This is a genomic window from Microbacterium ureisolvens (assembly GCF_015278315.1).
Classification (GTDB): domain Bacteria; phylum Actinomycetota; class Actinomycetes; order Actinomycetales; family Microbacteriaceae; genus Microbacterium; species Microbacterium ureisolvens.
Genome location: NZ_JADIJE010000002.1, coordinates 299,790 through 316,379 on the forward strand (window position 1 = coordinate 299,790; position 16,590 = coordinate 316,379).

General features: G+C 72.3%; 14 protein-coding genes. 3 read left to right on the top strand and 11 right to left on the bottom strand.

Annotated features, from left to right (window positions below):
* Window positions 1-11 precede the first annotated feature (11 nt).
* From IM767_RS03655 to IM767_RS03675, 5 genes are all read right to left on the bottom strand, one after another.
* Entirely contained in the window at window positions 12-1,157 is a 1,146-nt protein-coding gene (locus IM767_RS03655; protein ID WP_109209094.1) for a mandelate racemase/muconate lactonizing enzyme family protein, read from the bottom strand.
* Window positions 1,157-2,056: a 5-dehydro-4-deoxyglucarate dehydratase gene (locus IM767_RS03660; RefSeq protein ID WP_109209095.1), complete on the bottom strand. Its 900-nt coding sequence runs from the start codon at window positions 2,054-2,056 to the stop codon at window positions 1,157-1,159. The genes IM767_RS03655 and IM767_RS03660 overlap by 1 nt, the downstream gene beginning before the upstream one ends.
* Window positions 2,053-3,024, bottom strand: a complete 972-nt coding sequence (locus tag IM767_RS03665) for an NAD-dependent epimerase/dehydratase family protein (protein ID WP_109209096.1) — start codon at window positions 3,022-3,024, stop codon at window positions 2,053-2,055. Before IM767_RS03665 ends, IM767_RS03660 begins: the two co-directional genes overlap by 4 nt.
* Window positions 3,021-4,376, bottom strand: coding sequence for a Gfo/Idh/MocA family oxidoreductase (locus IM767_RS03670; RefSeq protein ID WP_109209097.1), 1,356 nt, complete (start codon window positions 4,374-4,376; stop codon window positions 3,021-3,023). Before IM767_RS03670 ends, IM767_RS03665 begins: the two co-directional genes overlap by 4 nt.
* 89 nt (window positions 4,377-4,465) lie before the next feature.
* On the bottom strand, window positions 4,466-5,098 hold the full coding sequence (locus IM767_RS03675; protein ID WP_109209098.1) for a TetR/AcrR family transcriptional regulator: 633 nt from the start codon (window positions 5,096-5,098) through the stop codon (window positions 4,466-4,468).
* 107 nt (window positions 5,099-5,205) lie between these two features.
* Here IM767_RS03675 and IM767_RS03680 point away from each other — a divergent pair, with 107 nt between their 5' ends.
* Both IM767_RS03680 and IM767_RS03685 read left to right on the top strand, forming a co-directional pair.
* Window positions 5,206-5,748: a dihydrofolate reductase family protein gene (locus IM767_RS03680; RefSeq protein WP_109209099.1), complete on the top strand. Its 543-nt coding sequence runs from the start codon at window positions 5,206-5,208 to the stop codon at window positions 5,746-5,748.
* Window positions 5,749-5,914: 166 nt separating this feature from the next.
* Window positions 5,915-6,946, top strand: coding sequence for a ScyD/ScyE family protein (locus IM767_RS03685; protein ID WP_109209100.1), 1,032 nt, complete (start codon window positions 5,915-5,917; stop codon window positions 6,944-6,946).
* A gap of 164 nt (window positions 6,947-7,110) precedes the next feature.
* Here the strand turns inward: IM767_RS03685 and IM767_RS03690 are convergent, their stop codons facing one another.
* On the bottom strand, window positions 7,111-8,121 hold the full coding sequence (locus tag IM767_RS03690) for a LacI family DNA-binding transcriptional regulator (protein ID WP_109209101.1): 1,011 nt from the start codon (window positions 8,119-8,121) through the stop codon (window positions 7,111-7,113).
* Between the two features lie 88 nt (window positions 8,122-8,209).
* Window positions 8,210-9,244 (bottom strand): LacI family DNA-binding transcriptional regulator, encoded by a 1,035-nt coding sequence (locus IM767_RS03695; RefSeq protein WP_109209102.1) that lies wholly within the window; start codon window positions 9,242-9,244, stop codon window positions 8,210-8,212.
* Window positions 9,245-9,351: 107 nt separating this feature from the next.
* On the opposite strand from IM767_RS03695, the gene IM767_RS03700 reads away from it, so the two are divergent.
* A complete protein-coding gene (locus IM767_RS03700) occupies window positions 9,352-11,658 on the top strand; it encodes a beta-L-arabinofuranosidase domain-containing protein (protein ID WP_162564205.1) in 2,307 nt (768 codons plus the stop codon).
* A gap of 139 nt (window positions 11,659-11,797) precedes the next feature.
* Here the strand turns inward: IM767_RS03700 and IM767_RS03705 are convergent, their stop codons facing one another.
* The 4 genes from IM767_RS03705 to IM767_RS03720 form a co-directional block, all read right to left on the bottom strand.
* Window positions 11,798-12,676 carry a sugar phosphate isomerase/epimerase family protein gene (locus IM767_RS03705; protein WP_109209104.1) on the bottom strand — a complete coding sequence of 293 codons (879 nt, stop codon included), beginning with the start codon at window positions 12,674-12,676 and terminating at the stop codon, window positions 11,798-11,800.
* Complete coding sequence (locus IM767_RS03710) at window positions 12,673-13,890, bottom strand: dihydrodipicolinate synthase family protein (protein ID WP_109209105.1); 1,218 nt, start codon at window positions 13,888-13,890, stop codon at window positions 12,673-12,675. Before IM767_RS03710 ends, IM767_RS03705 begins: the two co-directional genes overlap by 4 nt.
* Window positions 13,891-13,902: 12 nt before the next feature.
* Window positions 13,903-15,105, bottom strand: a complete 1,203-nt coding sequence (locus IM767_RS03715; protein ID WP_194398796.1) for a Gfo/Idh/MocA family protein — start codon at window positions 15,103-15,105, stop codon at window positions 13,903-13,905.
* A gap of 135 nt (window positions 15,106-15,240) precedes the next feature.
* Window positions 15,241-16,545 carry an alpha-galactosidase gene (locus IM767_RS03720; RefSeq protein ID WP_239453161.1) on the bottom strand — a complete coding sequence of 435 codons (1,305 nt, stop codon included), beginning with the start codon at window positions 16,543-16,545 and terminating at the stop codon, window positions 15,241-15,243.
* Window positions 16,546-16,590 lie beyond the last annotated feature (45 nt).

Consider the following 16,590-nt stretch of genomic DNA (forward strand, 5'->3'; position numbering starts at 1 on the left):
CGGGAGGGGAGTCATGAGAAGCGGATGCCGAGTCCAGCGTGCGGGACCTCGGTGAGTATTCCGTCCGCGATGCGCACGGGCGACGGGTCGAGGAGGGCTCCCAGGGCGCCGAATCCGGCATCCTCCACGTCCTCGGCCATCGGGGCCGGAACGCCCGGAACCGCCCGCAGGCACAGCGCGAGCTGCCCGGACAGTTCGGGGAGCAGGTGCGGGTGCAGCGCTGCGCCGTACTCGGCCGCGATCGCCGCGATGCCGAGGAACGGCGTGATGCCGCCGACGCGCACCACGTTGGGCTGCACGATCTGCGCGGCGCCGGTGCGCAGGAAGTCGTCGAAGCGATAGACGTTGTGGAGGTTCTCGCCGACCGCGATGGGGATGCCGCTCGATGCGGCCAGGCGCTTGGCGAGCTCGATGTGCCCGTACAGGTCGTCGGCGCGCAGGGGCTCCTCGATCCAGGCGGGCGACACCTCGGCGAGCACCTCGAGCGACCGCGTCGCCCGGTCGAGCTCCCACCGCTGATTCGCGTCGATCATGAGCGCGCGATCGGGGCCGAGCACCTCGCGCACCGCGCGCATGCGGTCCAGGTCCTCGGCGACGTCGGGCTTGCCGACCTTGACCTTGACCGCGTCGAAGCCCGCGTCGACCCACCGGCGCACCTGGGCGACGAGCTCGTCCTGCGTGTAGTGCAGGTTGACCCCCGAGCCGTACGCCGTCACGCTCTCGCGCTGTGTACCGAGGAATCCGGGGAGCGAGGTGCCCGCCGCACGGATCGCGGCATCCCACAGCGCGAGGTTGAGGCCCGCCATCGCGATCGTCGTGAGGCCGCCGCCACCGGCCTCGTGGAGGTGCTGCCAGAGCGCCAGCCACTCCGAACCCGGATCGGCCGAGCGACCGACGGCGAAGGCGGTGATGTCGTTCGCGAGCAGCGCGTGCACCGCTTCGGCGCCGATCTGCGGGGTCCATGAGAACCCCCAGCCCTCGGCGCCGTCCGAGCGCACCACGTGCGTCGCGACCACTCCGACCGACGTGACATCGGCCGCCCACGGCCGGGTGAGCGGCACTCGGACCAGTCGCGCGTCGAACGCGGCGATCGTCGGGGCGTCCTCGAGGGGCGATCCGGTGATCGCGGTCGCCGCCGCGGCGGAGGCATCCGTCATCACAGCAGCGCTCGTCCCGCCTCGAGGATCTCGGCGAGACGGACCTCTTGCGCGGGGGTCGGGTCGACCAGGGGTGCGCGCACCGAGCCGACCGGGAGCCCGCCCAGGCGCAACCCCGTCTTGATGAGCGAGACGCCGAAGCCCGGGGTCTCGTCGCGCAGCTGCACCAGCGGCGAGTAGAACCCGTCGAGCAGCTCGGCGCGCCGCGCCTCGTCGCCGTCGACATAGGCGCGGTAGTACGCGTTCGCCACCTCGGGGATCATCGCGAACGCCGCGGAAGAGTACAGCGGGATGCCGATGCCCCGGTACGCGCCCTGCGTCAGCTCGGCGGTGAGGAGGCCGTTGAAGAAGGCGAAGTCGTCGCGGCCCGAGGCTGCGACCGCGCGCACGATCTGCTGCGCGAGCCCGACGTCGCCGACGCCGTCCTTGAAGCCGACGACCTTCGGGTTCGCGGCGAGGCGCCGCACCGAGTCGACGGAGTACTGCGCCGTGCCGCGGTGATAGATCACGACGGGAAGATCGGATGCCGCGGCCACCGCCTCGACGTAGGCGACGAGGCCCGCCTGCGGGCCGCCGACCAGGTACGGCGGCAGCACGAGCAGCGCGTCGGCGCCGGCGTCGGCCGCCGCACGCGCGAGCGCGGTCGCGTGGCCGAGGGGGCCGCCGGTGCCGGCGACGACGGGGACGCGCCCGGCGACGGTCTCGGTGGCGACCTGGACGACGCGCGTCGCCTCCTCGGTGGACAGGGCGTGGAACTCGCCGGTGCCGCAGGCGGGGAAGACGCCGCCGGGCGCGTGCGCGAGCGTGGTGTCGATGTGCTGCCGCAGCAGGTCCTCGTCGACGCGGCCGTCGGCGTCGAACGGGGTGACGGGGAAGAAGAGGATGCCGTCGAAGTTCACGCCAGCACGTCCTTTCGGGCGAGGTCGGGGGAGGGGGTCACTGAGTCCGAGTCGGTCGCTGAGCCTGTCGAAGCGTCGCCGAGCTCACCGCGCCACGTGTGCGCCGGGCCCCAGCCGAGCACACGCCGGGCCTTCGCGTTGGAGAACGCCGGCGCGGTGCCGGTCAATTCCGCGGCGAGCAGGTCGGTGCCCGGCACGAACCGGGGAAGAAGCTCAGCGAGGGGGCGGCGGGCGAGCGCGTCGTCGGCGCCGACGAAGAACACCTCGGCGTTGGGGATCTCGGGGAGGGCCAGCAGCAGGGTGTCGACGAAGGTGGCGACGTCGCGGGCGTCGACGTAGTTGAACAGGGCCGGCGCCGACAGGGCGGGGTCGGCCAGGCGTTCGAGCACCGTGTGGCCCTGCTGCGTCGGCGCGCCGCGCCATTCCTCGGGAGCGATGACGTAGCACGGGCGGAACGCCGCGAACCGGGTCGCGTCGCCCGTCTGGCGCGCCAGCATCGCGATCGTCTGCTCCGCCAGATGCTTCGACAGCGCGTACGCATTCCAGGGACGGGGCGCGGACTCCTCGTCGAGGGGGAGGCGGTCCGGCAGCCACCCTGTCGGCGCACCGTAGCCGAGCACAGTCGGGCTCGACGCCGTCACGATCTTCGGGATGCCGGCCGCGACTCCGGCCGACATCACATTGAGCGCCATCGTCGCGTTCGTGCGGAGGATGACGTCCTCGGGGGCGCTGAAGGGCACCGCGATCGCGGCGAGGTGGATGAGCGCGTCGGCACGGGCGTCGGCGATCGCGCGGGTCGTGGCATCCGTCTCCGTCAGATCCACCGCGATCTGCTCGACATCGGAGAGCTCCGACGCGTCGGAGATGCCGCGGTCGAGCGACACCAGCTCGTGGCCCGCCGCGGCGAGCCCCGCGACGAGGCTGCGGCCGAGCCGACCCGCGCCGCCGGTGACCGCGATGCGGGTCATGCGCGTGCGACCGCGGCGTCGGCCGCGTCGGCGGTGAGGAAGCGGATGCCGAGGTCGGAGACCTGCACCGGCAGGCCGGTCTCGAGCGAGAGGTTGCCCGCGATGCCGACCGCGATGGAGCGGACCCCGTCGCGCCAGTCGGCGGGCCGGGCGAGCGGGTCGTCGCCGGGGCCTTCGAACACGTCGGCCAGCAGGAGCGCGTCACCGCCGCCGTGGCCGCCCTCACCGTTCAGGATCGGGACCTCGTAGGCCGCCTCCCAGTGCTTCTGCACGATGAGGCGCTCGCCCTCGGGACGCAGCGAGCCCGACGAGCCGGCGTCGACAGCGGATGGGTCCAGCACCGGGTGCAGCCCCTCGTCGGCGAGCACGGCGCCGCGCTCGACGACCTCGAGCTCGGCGCGGCCGAGCGTGCCGTTGACCGCGACGCGGTAGCCCTCCCACGGCGAGTGGGCGTTGAGCGAGTACGACAGCGTGGCACCCGAGAGGTAGTCGACGACGAGCGCGAGGTTGTCTTCGATGGTGATGCCCTCGCCGAACACGTCGCGGTCACGGAGGTAGCCGTCGTGCTGCTCGGCCTCGAGGTAGAGCGCCTTCAGGCGCTCGTCGTCGCGCAGGTCGAGCTCGAACGCGTCGCCCCCGTCGTGCGTGCCGCGGGCGGGACGGTCGTGGATGCCGCGCGCGGCGGCGTTGTCGGCGCCGTAGAAGCGCAGGCCGCCCGAGGCGAACACGCGGCGCGGCGCGGAGCGGATCCACCAGTTGACGAGGTCGAAGTGGTGGCTGGCCTTGTGGACGAGCAGGCCGCCCGAGTGCTCCTTCTCGCGGTGCCAGCGGCGGAAGTAGTCCGCGCCGTGCTTGGTGTCGAGCACCCACGAGAAGTCGACCGAGGTGACCTCGCCGATCACGCCGTCCTGGATGACCTGGCGCAGCGCGGAGTTGCGGGGCGAGTAGCGGTAGTTGAAGGTGATGACGACCTCGCGGCCGGTGCGGTCGATGGCGTCCTCGATCGCCGCCGCGGAGGGTCCGTCGATGGTGAGAGGCTTCTCGACGACGACGTCGGCGCCGGCATCCAGCGACCGCACGATCAGGGGCGCGTGGAGGTCGTCGCGGGCGCAGATGACGACGCGGCCGACCTGCTGGTCGCGGACCATCGCCTCCAGGTCGTCGGGACCGTAGACGGCCGGGGCCGGGAGGCCCGCGGCGACCACGCGGTCGACGTAGTACTGCGCGCGGACCGGGTTCGGCTCGCAGATCGCCACGAGCGCGGCGTCGTCGGCGTAGCGGCCGATGATCGCGTCGACGTACATCTGGGCGCGGTGTCCGGCCCCGACGAGGGCATACCGGCGGTGGCTCATCTCACTCCTTCAGGAAACGTTTTCTCAGGATAGCACGCGGAATCGGGATGCCGGCCGCCCGGGTGGCCCGGCGGACCGCGGTGGTCTCGTCAGCGACCCGCGGGCGCGCCGTATCGCGCGACCATCGTCCGGGCGGCCTCGTCCACCACGCGGCGGACCTCCTCGTCGCTGAGCACCCAGTCGCCGTGCACGAGGCGCGGCCAGAAGACGACCGTCGAGATCATGCCCAGGAACTGGGCCGCCGCGGCGTCGATGTCGTCCACGCGCGCAGTGCCGGCGGCGTCCTCCGCCCGCAGGTAGCGGTGCAGCGTCGTGATCACCGGCAGGGTGCCGAAGTCGAACGTCCGCTCCCGCAGCTCGGGAAAGCGGGGGGCCTCGGCGATCACCGTGCGCAGCAGCTCCTCGACGCCAGGGCGTGACAGGAGCTCGGCGTAGGCCAGGCCGAGCGCGAGCAGCCCGGCGCGCAGGTCGCCGGGTGGCGGCTCGGGGAGGTGGGCCGCGGGGGTGCTCCCCGCCGCGAGGACCGTCGCCTCGAACAGCTCGGCCTTGGTCGGGAACTGCTTGAAGAGCGTCGCCTTCGACACGCCCGCGCTCGCTGCGACGCGCGCCAGCGAGGTGCGGTCGTATCCGGTCTCGAGGAACAGTCGAGTGGCGGAGTCGAGGATCTGCTGCCGGTTGGTGGCGGCGACCTGGCGATGGTAGGCGGAGAGCTCTCTCGGCATGCCTTCAGTATGGACCGAGATGAGACGGTTGACTCACCTTTCCGTGGCGCGTAGTGTCGTGAGAGGTGAGTCGAGCGACTCATCTCTCATGTCGAGGAGGACAGGTCATGGCAACGGTGATCGTTCATGCGACGGTGACGCTCGACGGCTTCCTGGCGACGCCCGACGGCGGCGTCGACTGGATGTTCGACTTCCCGTCCGCGCCCGAAGACGAGGACGTCGTCGATCGCGTCTGCGCGCAGATCGGCGCGGTCGTCGGCGGGGCGAACAAGACGCAGACGATCGAGGAGGGGGAGATCCCCTACGGCGGGATGCTGAAGGTCCCGGTGTTCCTCATGACCCACACGCCGCACGATCCGATCGAGAGGGACGGCATCACATACACCTTCGTCGTGGACGACATCGCGCAGGCGGTCCACGAAGCCCAGCGCGCGGCCGGGTCGAAGTGGGTCAGCCTCCTGGGCGGCAGCATCTCCCGTCAGAGCCTCCGGCTGGGCCTGGTGGACGAGCTCCACCTCGACGTCGTCCCGGTGCTGCTGGGAGACGGGATCCCTCTGTTCGCGGGACTCGGCCAGCGCGTCGACCTCGAGCGCCTCGAGACCTCGGCGTTCGCGAGCGAGACGCACCTCCGGTTCCGCGTGGCCGGGTAGCGGGAGGGTGCGCCGACTGATGCCTTGACCGTGCGCGGGCCGAGGAGGATCCTGAGCACGTGCTGCCGTGTCGCAGCGATATCCGTGATCCTGGGCAGGGCAGTTCTCAGGGGTCGCATCACCCACCGGGCGGTGCGATCGAGGCCTGTCGAAGGGGATTGGGGACATGGGTATCAGACGAGCGGCGTCCCTCGCCGCGATCATGACGGCTGCACTGGTGTCGGCCGCGCTGCTTCCGGCCGCGGCGAGTGCCGCCCCGCCCGGCTCTGCGCCGGAGCCTGTCGCCGTCGAGCTCGCCACCGGAATGGTGCAACCGCTCGGCAGCGTCATCGGACCGGACGGGGCGCTGTACGTCGCCGATCGGGGCGCAGGCCAGGTTGTCCGCGTCGACACGACGACCGGGGCCACGTCGACCTACGTGACGGGACTGCCCGTGACCGGTCCGGGCGGCGTGCTGGACGTGACATTCATCGGGGATGTCGCGTACCTGCTCATCAGCGTGGTCGGTCCCGACGTGGGCGGCACCGACATCGGCGGCGTCTACCGCGTCGACGACGTCGACGACATCACGCTCATCGCCGACACGGCGACGTGGTCGATCGACAACCCGCCCGATGCGGACTACTTCGTGCCGAGCGGAGTCCAGTACACGCTCGTGCCCTACGACGACGGATTCCTCATCGCGGACGGGCATCACAACCGCGTGCTGTTCGCCGGCCTCGACGGCGAGATCAGCGAGGTCGCGCAATACGGCAATGTCGTTCCGACGGGCCTTCAGCTCGGCCACGGGACGATCTACATGGCCGAGGCGGGGCCGATCCCGCACGACCCCTCGACCGGCGCGGTGGTCGCGATCAACCCCAAGCACCCGGTGGAACGGGTGGTCGCCTCGGGTTACAGCCTCATCGTCGACGTCGAAGCAGCGTCGTGCGGTCTGTACGCGTTGTCGCAGGGCGATTCGCCCGGCATGGTCGAGCCGGGAACCCCGGGTCTTCCCGACAGCGGTGAACTCCTGCGCGTCAACGGCAACGGCACGTTCACGGTCGTCGTCGATGAGCTCGACCGGCCGACGTCGCTCTCGTTCGTGGGTGACACCGCCTACATCGTGACACTCGGCGGAGACGTGCTCATGGTCGAAGACGTCGCGCCGGACCGGCACGGCATGTGGGGAGGCTGCGGGGGAATGGGCGCCGGCTGACCGGACGCTCGAACGAGTCGCGCGGGGCGCGTCGCCTGGGGCGCGTCGCGCGGGGCGCGTCGCGCGGGGCGGCGCACCCGTGCGGACGCGCCGCCGACCGACCCGAACCCGGCGCGCGGTGAGCGGTCCCCGGACCGACCGCACCGTCCGCGCGGTCGCTCGTGTCAGGCGGCGGGACCGGTGGTGCCGCGCACCGTCAGCTCGGGGAGGACGGTGAGCGGATGCCCTGGCTCGGCGCCTTCCAGCAGCTCGCGCATGCGCGACCACGCCTGCGACCCGAGCTCGGTGGCCGGCACCGCCGCCGTGGTGAGCGGGGGAGTCGTGTACTGCGCGAACGGGATGTCGTCGAAGCCGACGATGGACAGATCGTCGGGGACGCGGCATCCCTTCGCCTGCACGGCACTGAGGAGGCCCATCGCGACGAGGTCGTTGAAGGCCAGGGCGGCGGTCGCGCCGGAGGCGAGCACGGCGTCGCCGGCGGCGGCGCCGGCCTCGAAGTCGACGCCGCAGGGGATCTCGGAGACCTCGGTGTCGCCGTGCTCTGCGACGAACGCCGCGATCGCCTCGAGACGGGCGGCGTTGGCGACGCTGCCGGGGGCGCCGGCGAGGAAGACGATGCGCCGGTGCCCGAGCTCGTGGAGGTGCGCGAGCTCGGCGGCGAGGGCCGTGCGGTAGTCCGCGCGGACCGAAGGCACCTCGCCGGAGGTGCGGTTGATGAGGACGACCGGGCGAAGTCCTCCCACCAGCCGGTCGAGCTCGTCCTGCGGCAGACGCGGCGCGCACAGGATGACGCCGTCGGTGCGCCGGCGCGTCGCGCCGGCGAGCACGCGCTCCTCCTCGACGGATTCGGCGGAGTCGGCGACGAGCACGTGGTAGTCGTCCGCGGCGGCCGCGCGGCTGAGTCCGCGCAGGATCGCCTGGAAGGTCGGGTTGCCGAGGTCGGGCACGATGACCGCGACCGTCTGCGTGCGCCCGAGGACGAGGCTGCGGGCGACGGGGCTCGCGGTGTAGTCGAGGGCGGCGGCCGCCTCCTTCACGCGCTCGGCGAGGGCGGGGTCCACCGTCGGGTTGCCGTTCAGCGCACGCGACACGGTCGAGAGCGAGACGCCCGCACGGGCGGCGACGTCGGCGATCGTGACGCGCGCTGCCCGGTCGGCGCGGGGCGGTCGAGGCATCCGTGTCTCCTTGCGTAGCGGCGCGCCTCAGCCTACCCGGAAACGTTTCCCCGCCCAGGGGAACTCGGGAGGCCGCGGCCGACCGCCGTCAGGAGCGGGGAGGGGTGCTGCCTCGGACGATGACCTCGAGCGGGAGCTGCGGCTCGGCGGCATCCCAGTCCGGATCCGTCGCCGCGTGCAGCGCGCGGTAGCCGAGGTCCTCGAGCGGCACGCGCACGGTGGTGAGGCCGGGACGAATGTCGCGACCCGTGGCGATGTCGTCGAAGCCGGCGACGGCGATGTCGGCGCCGACCTGCCGCCCGGCGTCGCGCACGGCCGACATGATGCCGATCGCGACCACGTCGCTGATGCCGAAGATGAGAGTGCCGGCGGGCACGTCGCCCTCGAGCAGCTCGGCGGCTGCCGCGTACCCGGCGTCGCGGGTGAAGCCGCCTCGGCGCACTTCGCGCACCGTGCCGCCCGCCGCCGTGAAGCCCTCGGTGAACCCCTCGACGCGGTCGTCGGAGGTGCGGATGCCCTCGGCTGCCGCCACCACGATCGCGTCTCGGTAGCCGATGCCGGCGAGCTCGGCGCCGAGCGTCGCAGCACCGCCGCGGTTGTCGACGGCGACCGAGCGCGCCGCGCCGCCGCCCGGGCCGACGACCACGACGCGTCCGCCCATGTTCGAGAACGCGTCGAGCTCGCCCTGCAGGCCGACGGCGTCGGGCCCCTCCACGCGGGACGCCGCGAGGATGAGTCCGCGCGGGCGCTGTCCGCGCAGCGCGCGCACGAGCTTGACCTCGCGCTGCGGGTCGCGCTCGGTGATGGCGATCGTGACGACGAGTCCTGCCTCGTCGGCGCCGCGGGCGACGCCCGAGGCCAGCTGTCCGAAGTACGGGTCGGCGATGTCGGCGACGAGCAGTGCGACGATGGCGGCGGTGCCGCGCGCGGTCGCCTGCGCCGACAGGTTGGCGGTGTAGCCGAGCTTCTCGGCGGCGGCCTCGACGCGTTCGCGGTAGCTTTCTGCGACCTTCCGCGTGGATCCGTTCAGCACGCGCGACGCGGTCGCGAGCGAGACACCGGCCTCGCGCGCGACGTCGTGCAGGGTTGCGGCGCCTCGGGTCGGCGCGGTGATGTCGCTCACAGGCGAGAGTCTAGGGCTTGTGTCCGGTTCGGGCGATAGATTGGGAAACGGTTTCCCTCCGTCCGCTTCCTCACGGGATGCCTCAGGTGCCTTCTCGAAGGAGAGCCATGCCGCCCACCGCAGAGCCGCGCTTCGTGCCCGGCACCCATGTGCGCCTCACCGACGGCGCCGACCTCGACGCCCAGCGGACCGTGAGCGCCACGCTCCAGCGGCTCGATCTCGACCGCCTCCTGGCGCCGTTCCGTCGCGAGGCCGGGCTCGCCCCGCGCGCCGAGACGTACGGCGGCTGGGAGGCCGACGGGCTCGACGGGCACACCGCCGGGCACGTGCTGTCGGCGGCGAGCACGCTCGCGGCGGGAGGGGATGCCGCCGCCCCGGCGATCGTGCGCACGCTGGTGGACGGCATCCGCGAATGCCAGCTCGCAGGCGGCACCGGGTACGTCGGCGGCGTGCCCGACGGCGAGGCGCTCTGGGACGAGCTGCGCGCCGGACGGATCGACGCCGGCGCCTTCCACCTCAACGGCCGGTGGGTGCCGCTGTACAACCTGCACAAGATCCTCGCGGGCCTCGTCGACGCGGTCGAGCTCACCGACGACGCGACCGCTAGGGACGCGCTCGCCGACCTGGGCGCCTGGTGGCTGCGCACCGCGGCGGAGCTCGACGACGACGCCTTCGAGCGCATCCTCGAGTGCGAGTTCGGCGGTATGACCGAGGCCTTCGCGCGTGCCGCGCTGGTGCTCGAGGATGCCGCGTACCTGCGCCTCGCGCGGCGCTTCGCGCGCCGCGGCCTCGTCGAGCCGCTGGCCGCGGGTCGCGACGAGCTGGACGGTCTGCACGCGAACACGCAGATCCCGGTCGCCGTGGGCTTCGCGACGATCGAACGCGCCGCTCGCACGCTGGCTCCCGGGCTGCTCCCCGAGGTCGAGGCCCGCGAGGGAGCCGCCGCGCGGGTGTTCTTCGACCGCGTCGCACGGCACCGCAGCGCCGCGATCGGCGGCGACAGCGTGCGCGAGCACTTCCCGCAGGACTTCACGAGCATGTTCATCGCGCGCGAAGGGCCGGAGACGTGCAACAGCCACAACATGATCAAGCTCGCCGCCGAGCTCCACGTGCTCACGGGCGATGACGCGTATCTGCACTGGGCCGAGCGGACGCGCGCCAACCACCTGCGCTCGGCGCAGCACCCCGAGCACGGCGGGCTCGTCTACTTCACGCCGCAGCGGCCCGCGCACTACCGGGTCTACTCGCCGGAGGCGGAGGGCTTCTGGTGCTGCATGGGCTCAGGGTTCGAGGCGCAAGCGCGACATGGCGCGCTCGTCTTCGCGGAGCACGCGGGCGAGGTGCGCGTGAACGCCCTGGTGCCGTCTCGGGCGGAGCTCGACGGTGCGGACCTCGAGATCACGCTGGACGAGCGCACGGACTCTGCGGCCGTCCACGCGACGATCCGCGTGCGGGCGGCGCGGCCGACTCGGCTGGCCCTGCTGATCCCCGACTGGGTCGACGGTGAAGCGTCCGTCCGGCTGTCGACCGAGGGTGGGACGGATGCCGCGTCCTCGGCCGCAGCCGGCACCCGCGTGCGTCTGGAGATCGGCGAGGGCCTGTCCGTGGTGCACCTCACGCTCCCGCGCCGGCTCCGTTTCGAGCGCCCTGCCGATGGCTCGGACTGGGCGTGGATCGTGGACGGCCCCGATGTGCTCGCCGAGCGCGTGGCCGACGACGCCGTCGCGTACCGGGGCAACGGCGCCCGCATGGGCCACATCGCCGTCGGTGCGCTCCGGCCGCTCGCCGATACGCCGGTGCTCGCGCCCGACGCGCTCGAGCGTGCGGTGCGCGAGGCGCCGGGCCGGCTGCGCGTGCCCACTGCCGACGGCGACAGCGTCGACCTCGAGCCGTTCGCCGCCATCCATGACGCCCGCTATACGGTCTCGTGGCCGCTGGCGCAGGGGACGGATACCGCCTCCGCCGCCGCTCGCCGCGCCGAGCTCGAGCACATCGACGCGGCATCGCTCGGGCTCGAGGCGCGCACGCGCGACGTGATCGCGTTCGGTGAGCAGCAGCCCGAGTCGGACCACGGCCTGGCCGCCTCCGACGAAGAGATCGGGATCTCGGGCGATGCGCGGTGGCGGCGCACCCGCGGCACGATCGCTCTGACGCTCCGGGACTGGAGCGGCACTGCCGACGCCCTGCGTGTGGTGTGGCTCGGCGGCCACGAGGATGCCCGCCTGCGAGTGCTGGTGGGCGAAGCGGTCGTACTCGACGAGGTCGTGCCCGCCGGCGCCGGCGACGCCGTCCGCGAGGTGCCGCTCACCGCGGCCACGGGCGCCGTCGAGCTTCCGGTGCGCATCGAGGCCGCGGGCTCCGTCACCCCGCGTCTGCGAGAGCTCCGCGCGCTCGCCGCCGCCTCCGACCGCTGACCCTCCCGGCGGTCCGGGGCGTTTCGTCGCGCTCGTTCCTCGCTCGCTCAACGTCCGGCATCGGCGTTCACCTCTCCGGGGAACGACGAAGCGCCCGCGGGGGCGAAGACCCCGCGAGCGCTTCAGCTCGTGCTGCGCGTCAGCTCGCGACGCGCGTGCGCAGGTGAGGGGAGACGGATGCCTCGAACCCGGCCGCCGTCCGCTGCACGGCCAGCAGCGGGTCGGTGGCCCAGATCTCCTCGTTGAAGATCTCGACCTCGATGTCGCGGTCGTAGCCGGTCGCCTCGACGGCGGCGGTCAGCGACGCGAAGTCGATGACGCCGTCGCCCGGGTAGTGGCGGCTCAGGAGCACGTCCGCGGGAAGCGGCGTCTTCCAGTCGCACACCTGGTACGTGGCGATGCGGCCCTCGCGGCCGGCGCGCTCGATCGAGGCGAGGACGTCGGGGTCCCACCAGATGTGGAACGTGTCGACGGTGGCGCCCACGACGGCCGGGTCGAAGTCCGCCGCGATGTCCAGCGCCTGGCCGAGTGTCGAGACGACGCAGCGGTCCGAGGCGTACATCGGGTGCAGCGGCTCGATGGCGAGCGTCACGCCGGCGGCCGCGGCATCCGGAGCAAGCTCGCCGATGGCGTCGCGCACGCGCTCGCGCGCGCCGACGAGGTCACGGGAGCCCTCGGGCAGTCCGCCCGCCACCAGCACGAGGATCGCCGTGGAGCCCTCGGCGCCCGCGGCGGCCAGCGTCGCGGCCTCTTCGATCGCGACGCGGTTGTCGTCGATCGAGGCCCGGCGGGCGGCACCCTCGGGCATCGTGAAGAAGCCGGAGCGGCAGTGCGTCGTGAAGCGCAGGCCGGAGTCGGCCAGCATCGACGCGGCCGTCGCGAGACCGACCTCCTGCACGGGCTCGCGCCACAGGCCGATCGCCTGCACGCCCGCCTCGGCCGTCACACGCAGCGCGGTGGCGAGGTCGGCGTACTTGATCGTGGCCTGGTTGATGGACAGACGCGGGTCCGCGCTCATGCGATCACCCCGGGGACGTCGATGCCGTTGTGGCGCAGCATGCCGTGCCAGCGGATCGCCGCGAGCTCCGGACGCTCCAGGGCCAGCGACGAGTTCGCGAGCTCGACGATGCGGGAGAGGTGCGGGAGGCTGCGCGCCGAGTGCAGGCCGCCGACCATCTGGAACGCGCGCTGGTGGCCGTTGAGCCACGACAGGAACGCGACGCCGGTCTTGTAGTAGAACGTCGGCGCGGCGAACACCTGGCGGCTGAGCTCTTCGGTCGGGCCGAGGATCTCGAGGTACCGTGCCGGGTCGCCCGCGTCGAGCGCCTGGATGGCGGCCGAGGCGACCGGCGTGATCGCCGCGAACGCGCCGAGCAGCGCGTCGGAGTGCTGACGCGTGCTCTCGGGGTTGCGCTCCGGCTGCGTCGCGTCGGGAACGTCCTGACCGCCGATGAGGCCCACGTAGTTGAAGTCGTCGCCGGTGAACATGCGCACGCCCTGGGGAAGGCGCTCGCGCACCGACACCTCGGAGGCGGCGTCGAGCAGGCTCATCTTGACGCCTGCGACCTTGTCGACGTTCTCCTCGATGATCTCCAGCAGCACCGACGACGCGTCGCGCCAATCGCCCGAGCCGAAGTATCCCTCGAGCGCCGGGTCGAACGCGGTGCCGAGCCAGTGCAGCACCACCGGGCCGCTCGCCGCCTGCAGCACCTCGCGGTACACGCGGCGGTAGTCGTCGGCCGACTCCGCGACGCGCGCGAGGTGGCGCGAGGCCATGAGCACGGGGCCCGCGCCCTGCTCCTCGGTGAAGTGCAGCTGCTCCTTGTAGGCGTCGATCACCTGGTCGAGCGAGATCCGCTCGGCGTCGACGTGGTCGGTGTTGACCCCGACCACGACCGAGCCGCCCTCTTCACGGGCGACCTGCGCCGAACGGGCGATCAGGTCGCGCGTCGCGGCGGCGTCGAGCCCCATGTTGCGCTGGGCGGTGTCCATGGCGTCGGCGACGCCCAGGCCCCACGAGTACACCGCGCGACGGAAGTCCAGTGTGGCGTCCCAGTCGACCTCGGCCGGCTGGCCGGGGGTGTTGTCGGCCCAGGTCTTGGGCACGACGTGCGCCGCGGCGTACGCGACGCGGCTGCGCAGCGCGCCCTCGGGCCTGGTGTAGCCGGGCGATTCGTTGAGCTCGACGGCCGAGAGTGCCCCGGCGTCGGAGAGAAGGGTGAGCTTCGGCATCCGTGCTCCCGATCAGTCCAGCGACAGCGTCGGCAGCTCGACCTTGCGGCCCTCGCGGCTGGACTGCAGGCCGGCCTCGGCCAGCAGCACGCCGCGCGCGCCCGAGAGGAGGTCGAACTCGTAGTCGGTGCCCTCGACGTACGACACGAGGAACTCCTCCCACTGCTGACGGAAGCCGTTCTGGAACACGTCGTTCGTCGGAACCTCGGCCCAGTCGGCGTCGTAGTCGTGGTCGTCGGCCAGGTCGGGGTTCCAGACCGGCTTCGGGGTGGCGTTGCGGTGCTGAATCTTCGCGCCGAACAGGCCCACGACGGCCGAGCCGTGCGTGCCGTCGACGTGGAACTCGACGAGCTCGTCGCGGTTGACGCGCACGGTCCACGACGAGTTGATCTGCGCGACGATGTCGCCCTTGAGCTCGAAGATGCCGTAGGCGGCGTCCTCGGCGGTCGCGGTGTAGTGCTCGCCCTTCTCGTCCCAGCGGTCCTGGATGTGCACGGCGGCCTGCGCGTACACGGTCTTGACCTCGCCGAACAGGTTCTCGAGCACGTAGTTCCAGTGCGGGAACATGTCGACGATGATGCCGCCGCCGTCCTCGGCGCGGTAGTTCCACGACGGGCGCTGCGCGGGCTGCCAGTCGCCCTCGAAGACCCAGTAGCCGAACTCGCCGCGCACCGACAGGATGCGGCCGAAGAAGCCGGAGTCGATGAGGCGCTTGAGCTTCTGGAGGCCGGGCAGGTAGAGCTTGTCGTGCACGACGCCGGTCTTGACGCCGGCCTCCTGCGCGAGCTTGGCGAGCTCGAGGGCCTCGTCGACCGTCTCGGCCGTGGGCTTCTCGGTGTAGATGGTCTTGCCGGCGGCGATGGCCTTGCGCAGCGCCGAGGCACGCGCCTTGGTCACGAGGAAGTCGGCGTAGATCTCCCAGCGCGGGTCGGCGAGGGCGGCGTCGAGGTCGGTCGTGTAGTCCTCGATGCCGTGCTTGGCGGCGAGCTCGGCGAGCTTGGCTTCGCTCCGGCCGACGAGGAGCGGCTTGACGGTGACCTTGGTGCCGTCGGCCAGCTCGATGCCGCCCTGCTCGCGGATTGCGAGGATCGAGCGCACGAGGTGCTGACGGTAGCCCATGCGGCCCGAGACGCCGTTCATGATGATGCCGATCTCGCGCACCTGCGGGCGGGCCTGTGCCTCAGCCGAGGCGGGAGCGAGTGTCGTGTCGGTCATGGGGTCCTGCTTTCTTCTCTGAAGGCTGTGGTACCCGCCCGGCGGGCTTCCGTGCGGGTAAACGCTTTCCAATAGTGTGCCATGCGATCGGATACCACGCAAGCGCTTTCCCAGCGGCATCCGACCACCGATCCGTCACGAGCGCAAGAGCACGCACCCGTGCGGCTCGAGTCCGAGCCGCACGACGCTGCTGCCGGGGGCGACGCCGCGCGCGGCATCCGATTGCTCTTCGACCGCCTCGACGGGGACGGATGCCGCATTCCACACGTCGACGACCGCGTCCGGCGAGTGGCCGAGGCCGAGCGAGCGGGTGTCGAAGGGCTCGTCGCGCGCGTCGTCGGACGTGTTGAACACGGCGACCCAGCGCGTATCGCCGTGCTCGGCGGCCCAGACCACGAGATCGCGCTCGCGCAGGAGCTCGCGGTTGCCGGAGGAGTCGCGAAGGATCTCGAGCACCGCGTCGTTCGTGAAGAGGGCGATGGTCTCTGGTGCGCTCGTCGGCAGGTCGCCGCCGATCATGAGCGGAGAGCGGGCCATGACCCAGAGCGTCACCAGCGTCCGGCGCTCGGCGAGCGTCAGTGCGCCTTCGCGGGGCTCGCCGCGCTCGGCGCGGAGGCCGATGCGGCCGAGCGGCAGCATGTCGGCGTCGGGCCAGCCCTGCGGGCCCGCGAGGGGCGCCCATCGGGCGAGGCGCGCGAAGTTCGCCTCGACGTCTTCCCACCGGTCCCACAGATCGTCGCAGATGCGCCACATCGTGGCGTGCGCGCGCAGGTGCTCGAGGTGCGCGGCCGACAGGTCCCGCCCGGGTGAGAGCGACAGCGCGATCTCGCGAGGAGCCGTCTCGATCGCCGTCGAGAGCGCTTCGATCTCGGCGGCCTGATACGGCCAGAGCAGATCGTCGGCCTTGATGAAGTCGACGCCCCACTGGGCGTACTGGTCGGCGATCGAGTGGTAGTAGGCCGCCGCGCCGCGCTGCGAGTGATCGAGGCCGAGATAGTGCGGGTTCCACTCGCAGACGTTCGCCGGGTCGGCGACGGTCGCGGCCGTGACGCGGGCGCCGAGCACAGGGAGGTCGCGCTCGACCGCGAGGCGAGGGATGCCGCGCATGATGTGGATGCCGAACTTCAGGCCGAGCCCGTGCACGCGGGCGGCCAGCGGGCCGAAGCCGGCGCCGCCTGCCGACGACGGGAAGCGCACCGGATCGGGCTGCACCCGGCCGAATCCGTCGATCACCAGCGGGGCGGACTCGTTGTAGCCGTGCGAGCGGGCGGTGGGATCGGCCCAGTCGATGTCGACGACGATCGTGTCCCACCCGTGGCGGAGCAGGTGTTCGGCCATGAACTCGGCGTTGGCCAGGACCTCGGCCTCGGTCACGGTCGTGCCGTACGAGTCCCAGCTGTTCCAGCCCATCGGGGGAGTGGCGGTCTTGAGCAGCGTCATCGCTCGGTCTCCTGTCGTCGTCGACGTTCCGGGAAGGGGAGCCGC

Excerpts from the sequence above, each read along its gene's own strand:
- IM767_RS03655 (WP_109209094.1), bottom strand. The coding sequence starts at position 1,157 with ATGACGGATGCCTCCGCCGCGGCGGCGACCGCGATCACCGGATCGCCC.
- IM767_RS03665 (WP_109209096.1), bottom strand. The coding sequence starts at position 3,024 with ATGACCCGCATCGCGGTCACCGGCGGCGCGGGTCGGCTCGGCCGCAGC.
- IM767_RS03670 (WP_109209097.1), bottom strand. The coding sequence starts at position 4,376 with ATGAGCCACCGCCGGTATGCCCTCGTCGGGGCCGGACACCGCGCCCAG.
- IM767_RS03675 (WP_109209098.1), bottom strand. The coding sequence starts at position 5,098 with ATGCCGAGAGAGCTCTCCGCCTACCATCGCCAGGTCGCCGCCACCAAC.
- IM767_RS03680 (WP_109209099.1), top strand. The coding sequence starts at position 5,206 with ATGGCAACGGTGATCGTTCATGCGACGGTGACGCTCGACGGCTTCCTG.
- IM767_RS03685 (WP_109209100.1), top strand. The coding sequence starts at position 5,915 with ATGGGTATCAGACGAGCGGCGTCCCTCGCCGCGATCATGACGGCTGCA.
- IM767_RS03690 (WP_109209101.1), bottom strand. The coding sequence starts at position 8,121 with ATGCCTCGACCGCCCCGCGCCGACCGGGCAGCGCGCGTCACGATCGCC.
- IM767_RS03700 (WP_162564205.1), top strand. The coding sequence starts at position 9,352 with ATGCCGCCCACCGCAGAGCCGCGCTTCGTGCCCGGCACCCATGTGCGC.
- IM767_RS03705 (WP_109209104.1), bottom strand. The coding sequence starts at position 12,676 with ATGAGCGCGGACCCGCGTCTGTCCATCAACCAGGCCACGATCAAGTAC.
- IM767_RS03710 (WP_109209105.1), bottom strand. The coding sequence starts at position 13,890 with ATGCCGAAGCTCACCCTTCTCTCCGACGCCGGGGCACTCTCGGCCGTC.
- IM767_RS03715 (WP_194398796.1), bottom strand. The coding sequence starts at position 15,105 with ATGACCGACACGACACTCGCTCCCGCCTCGGCTGAGGCACAGGCCCGC.
- IM767_RS03720 (WP_239453161.1), bottom strand. The coding sequence starts at position 16,545 with ATGACGCTGCTCAAGACCGCCACTCCCCCGATGGGCTGGAACAGCTGG.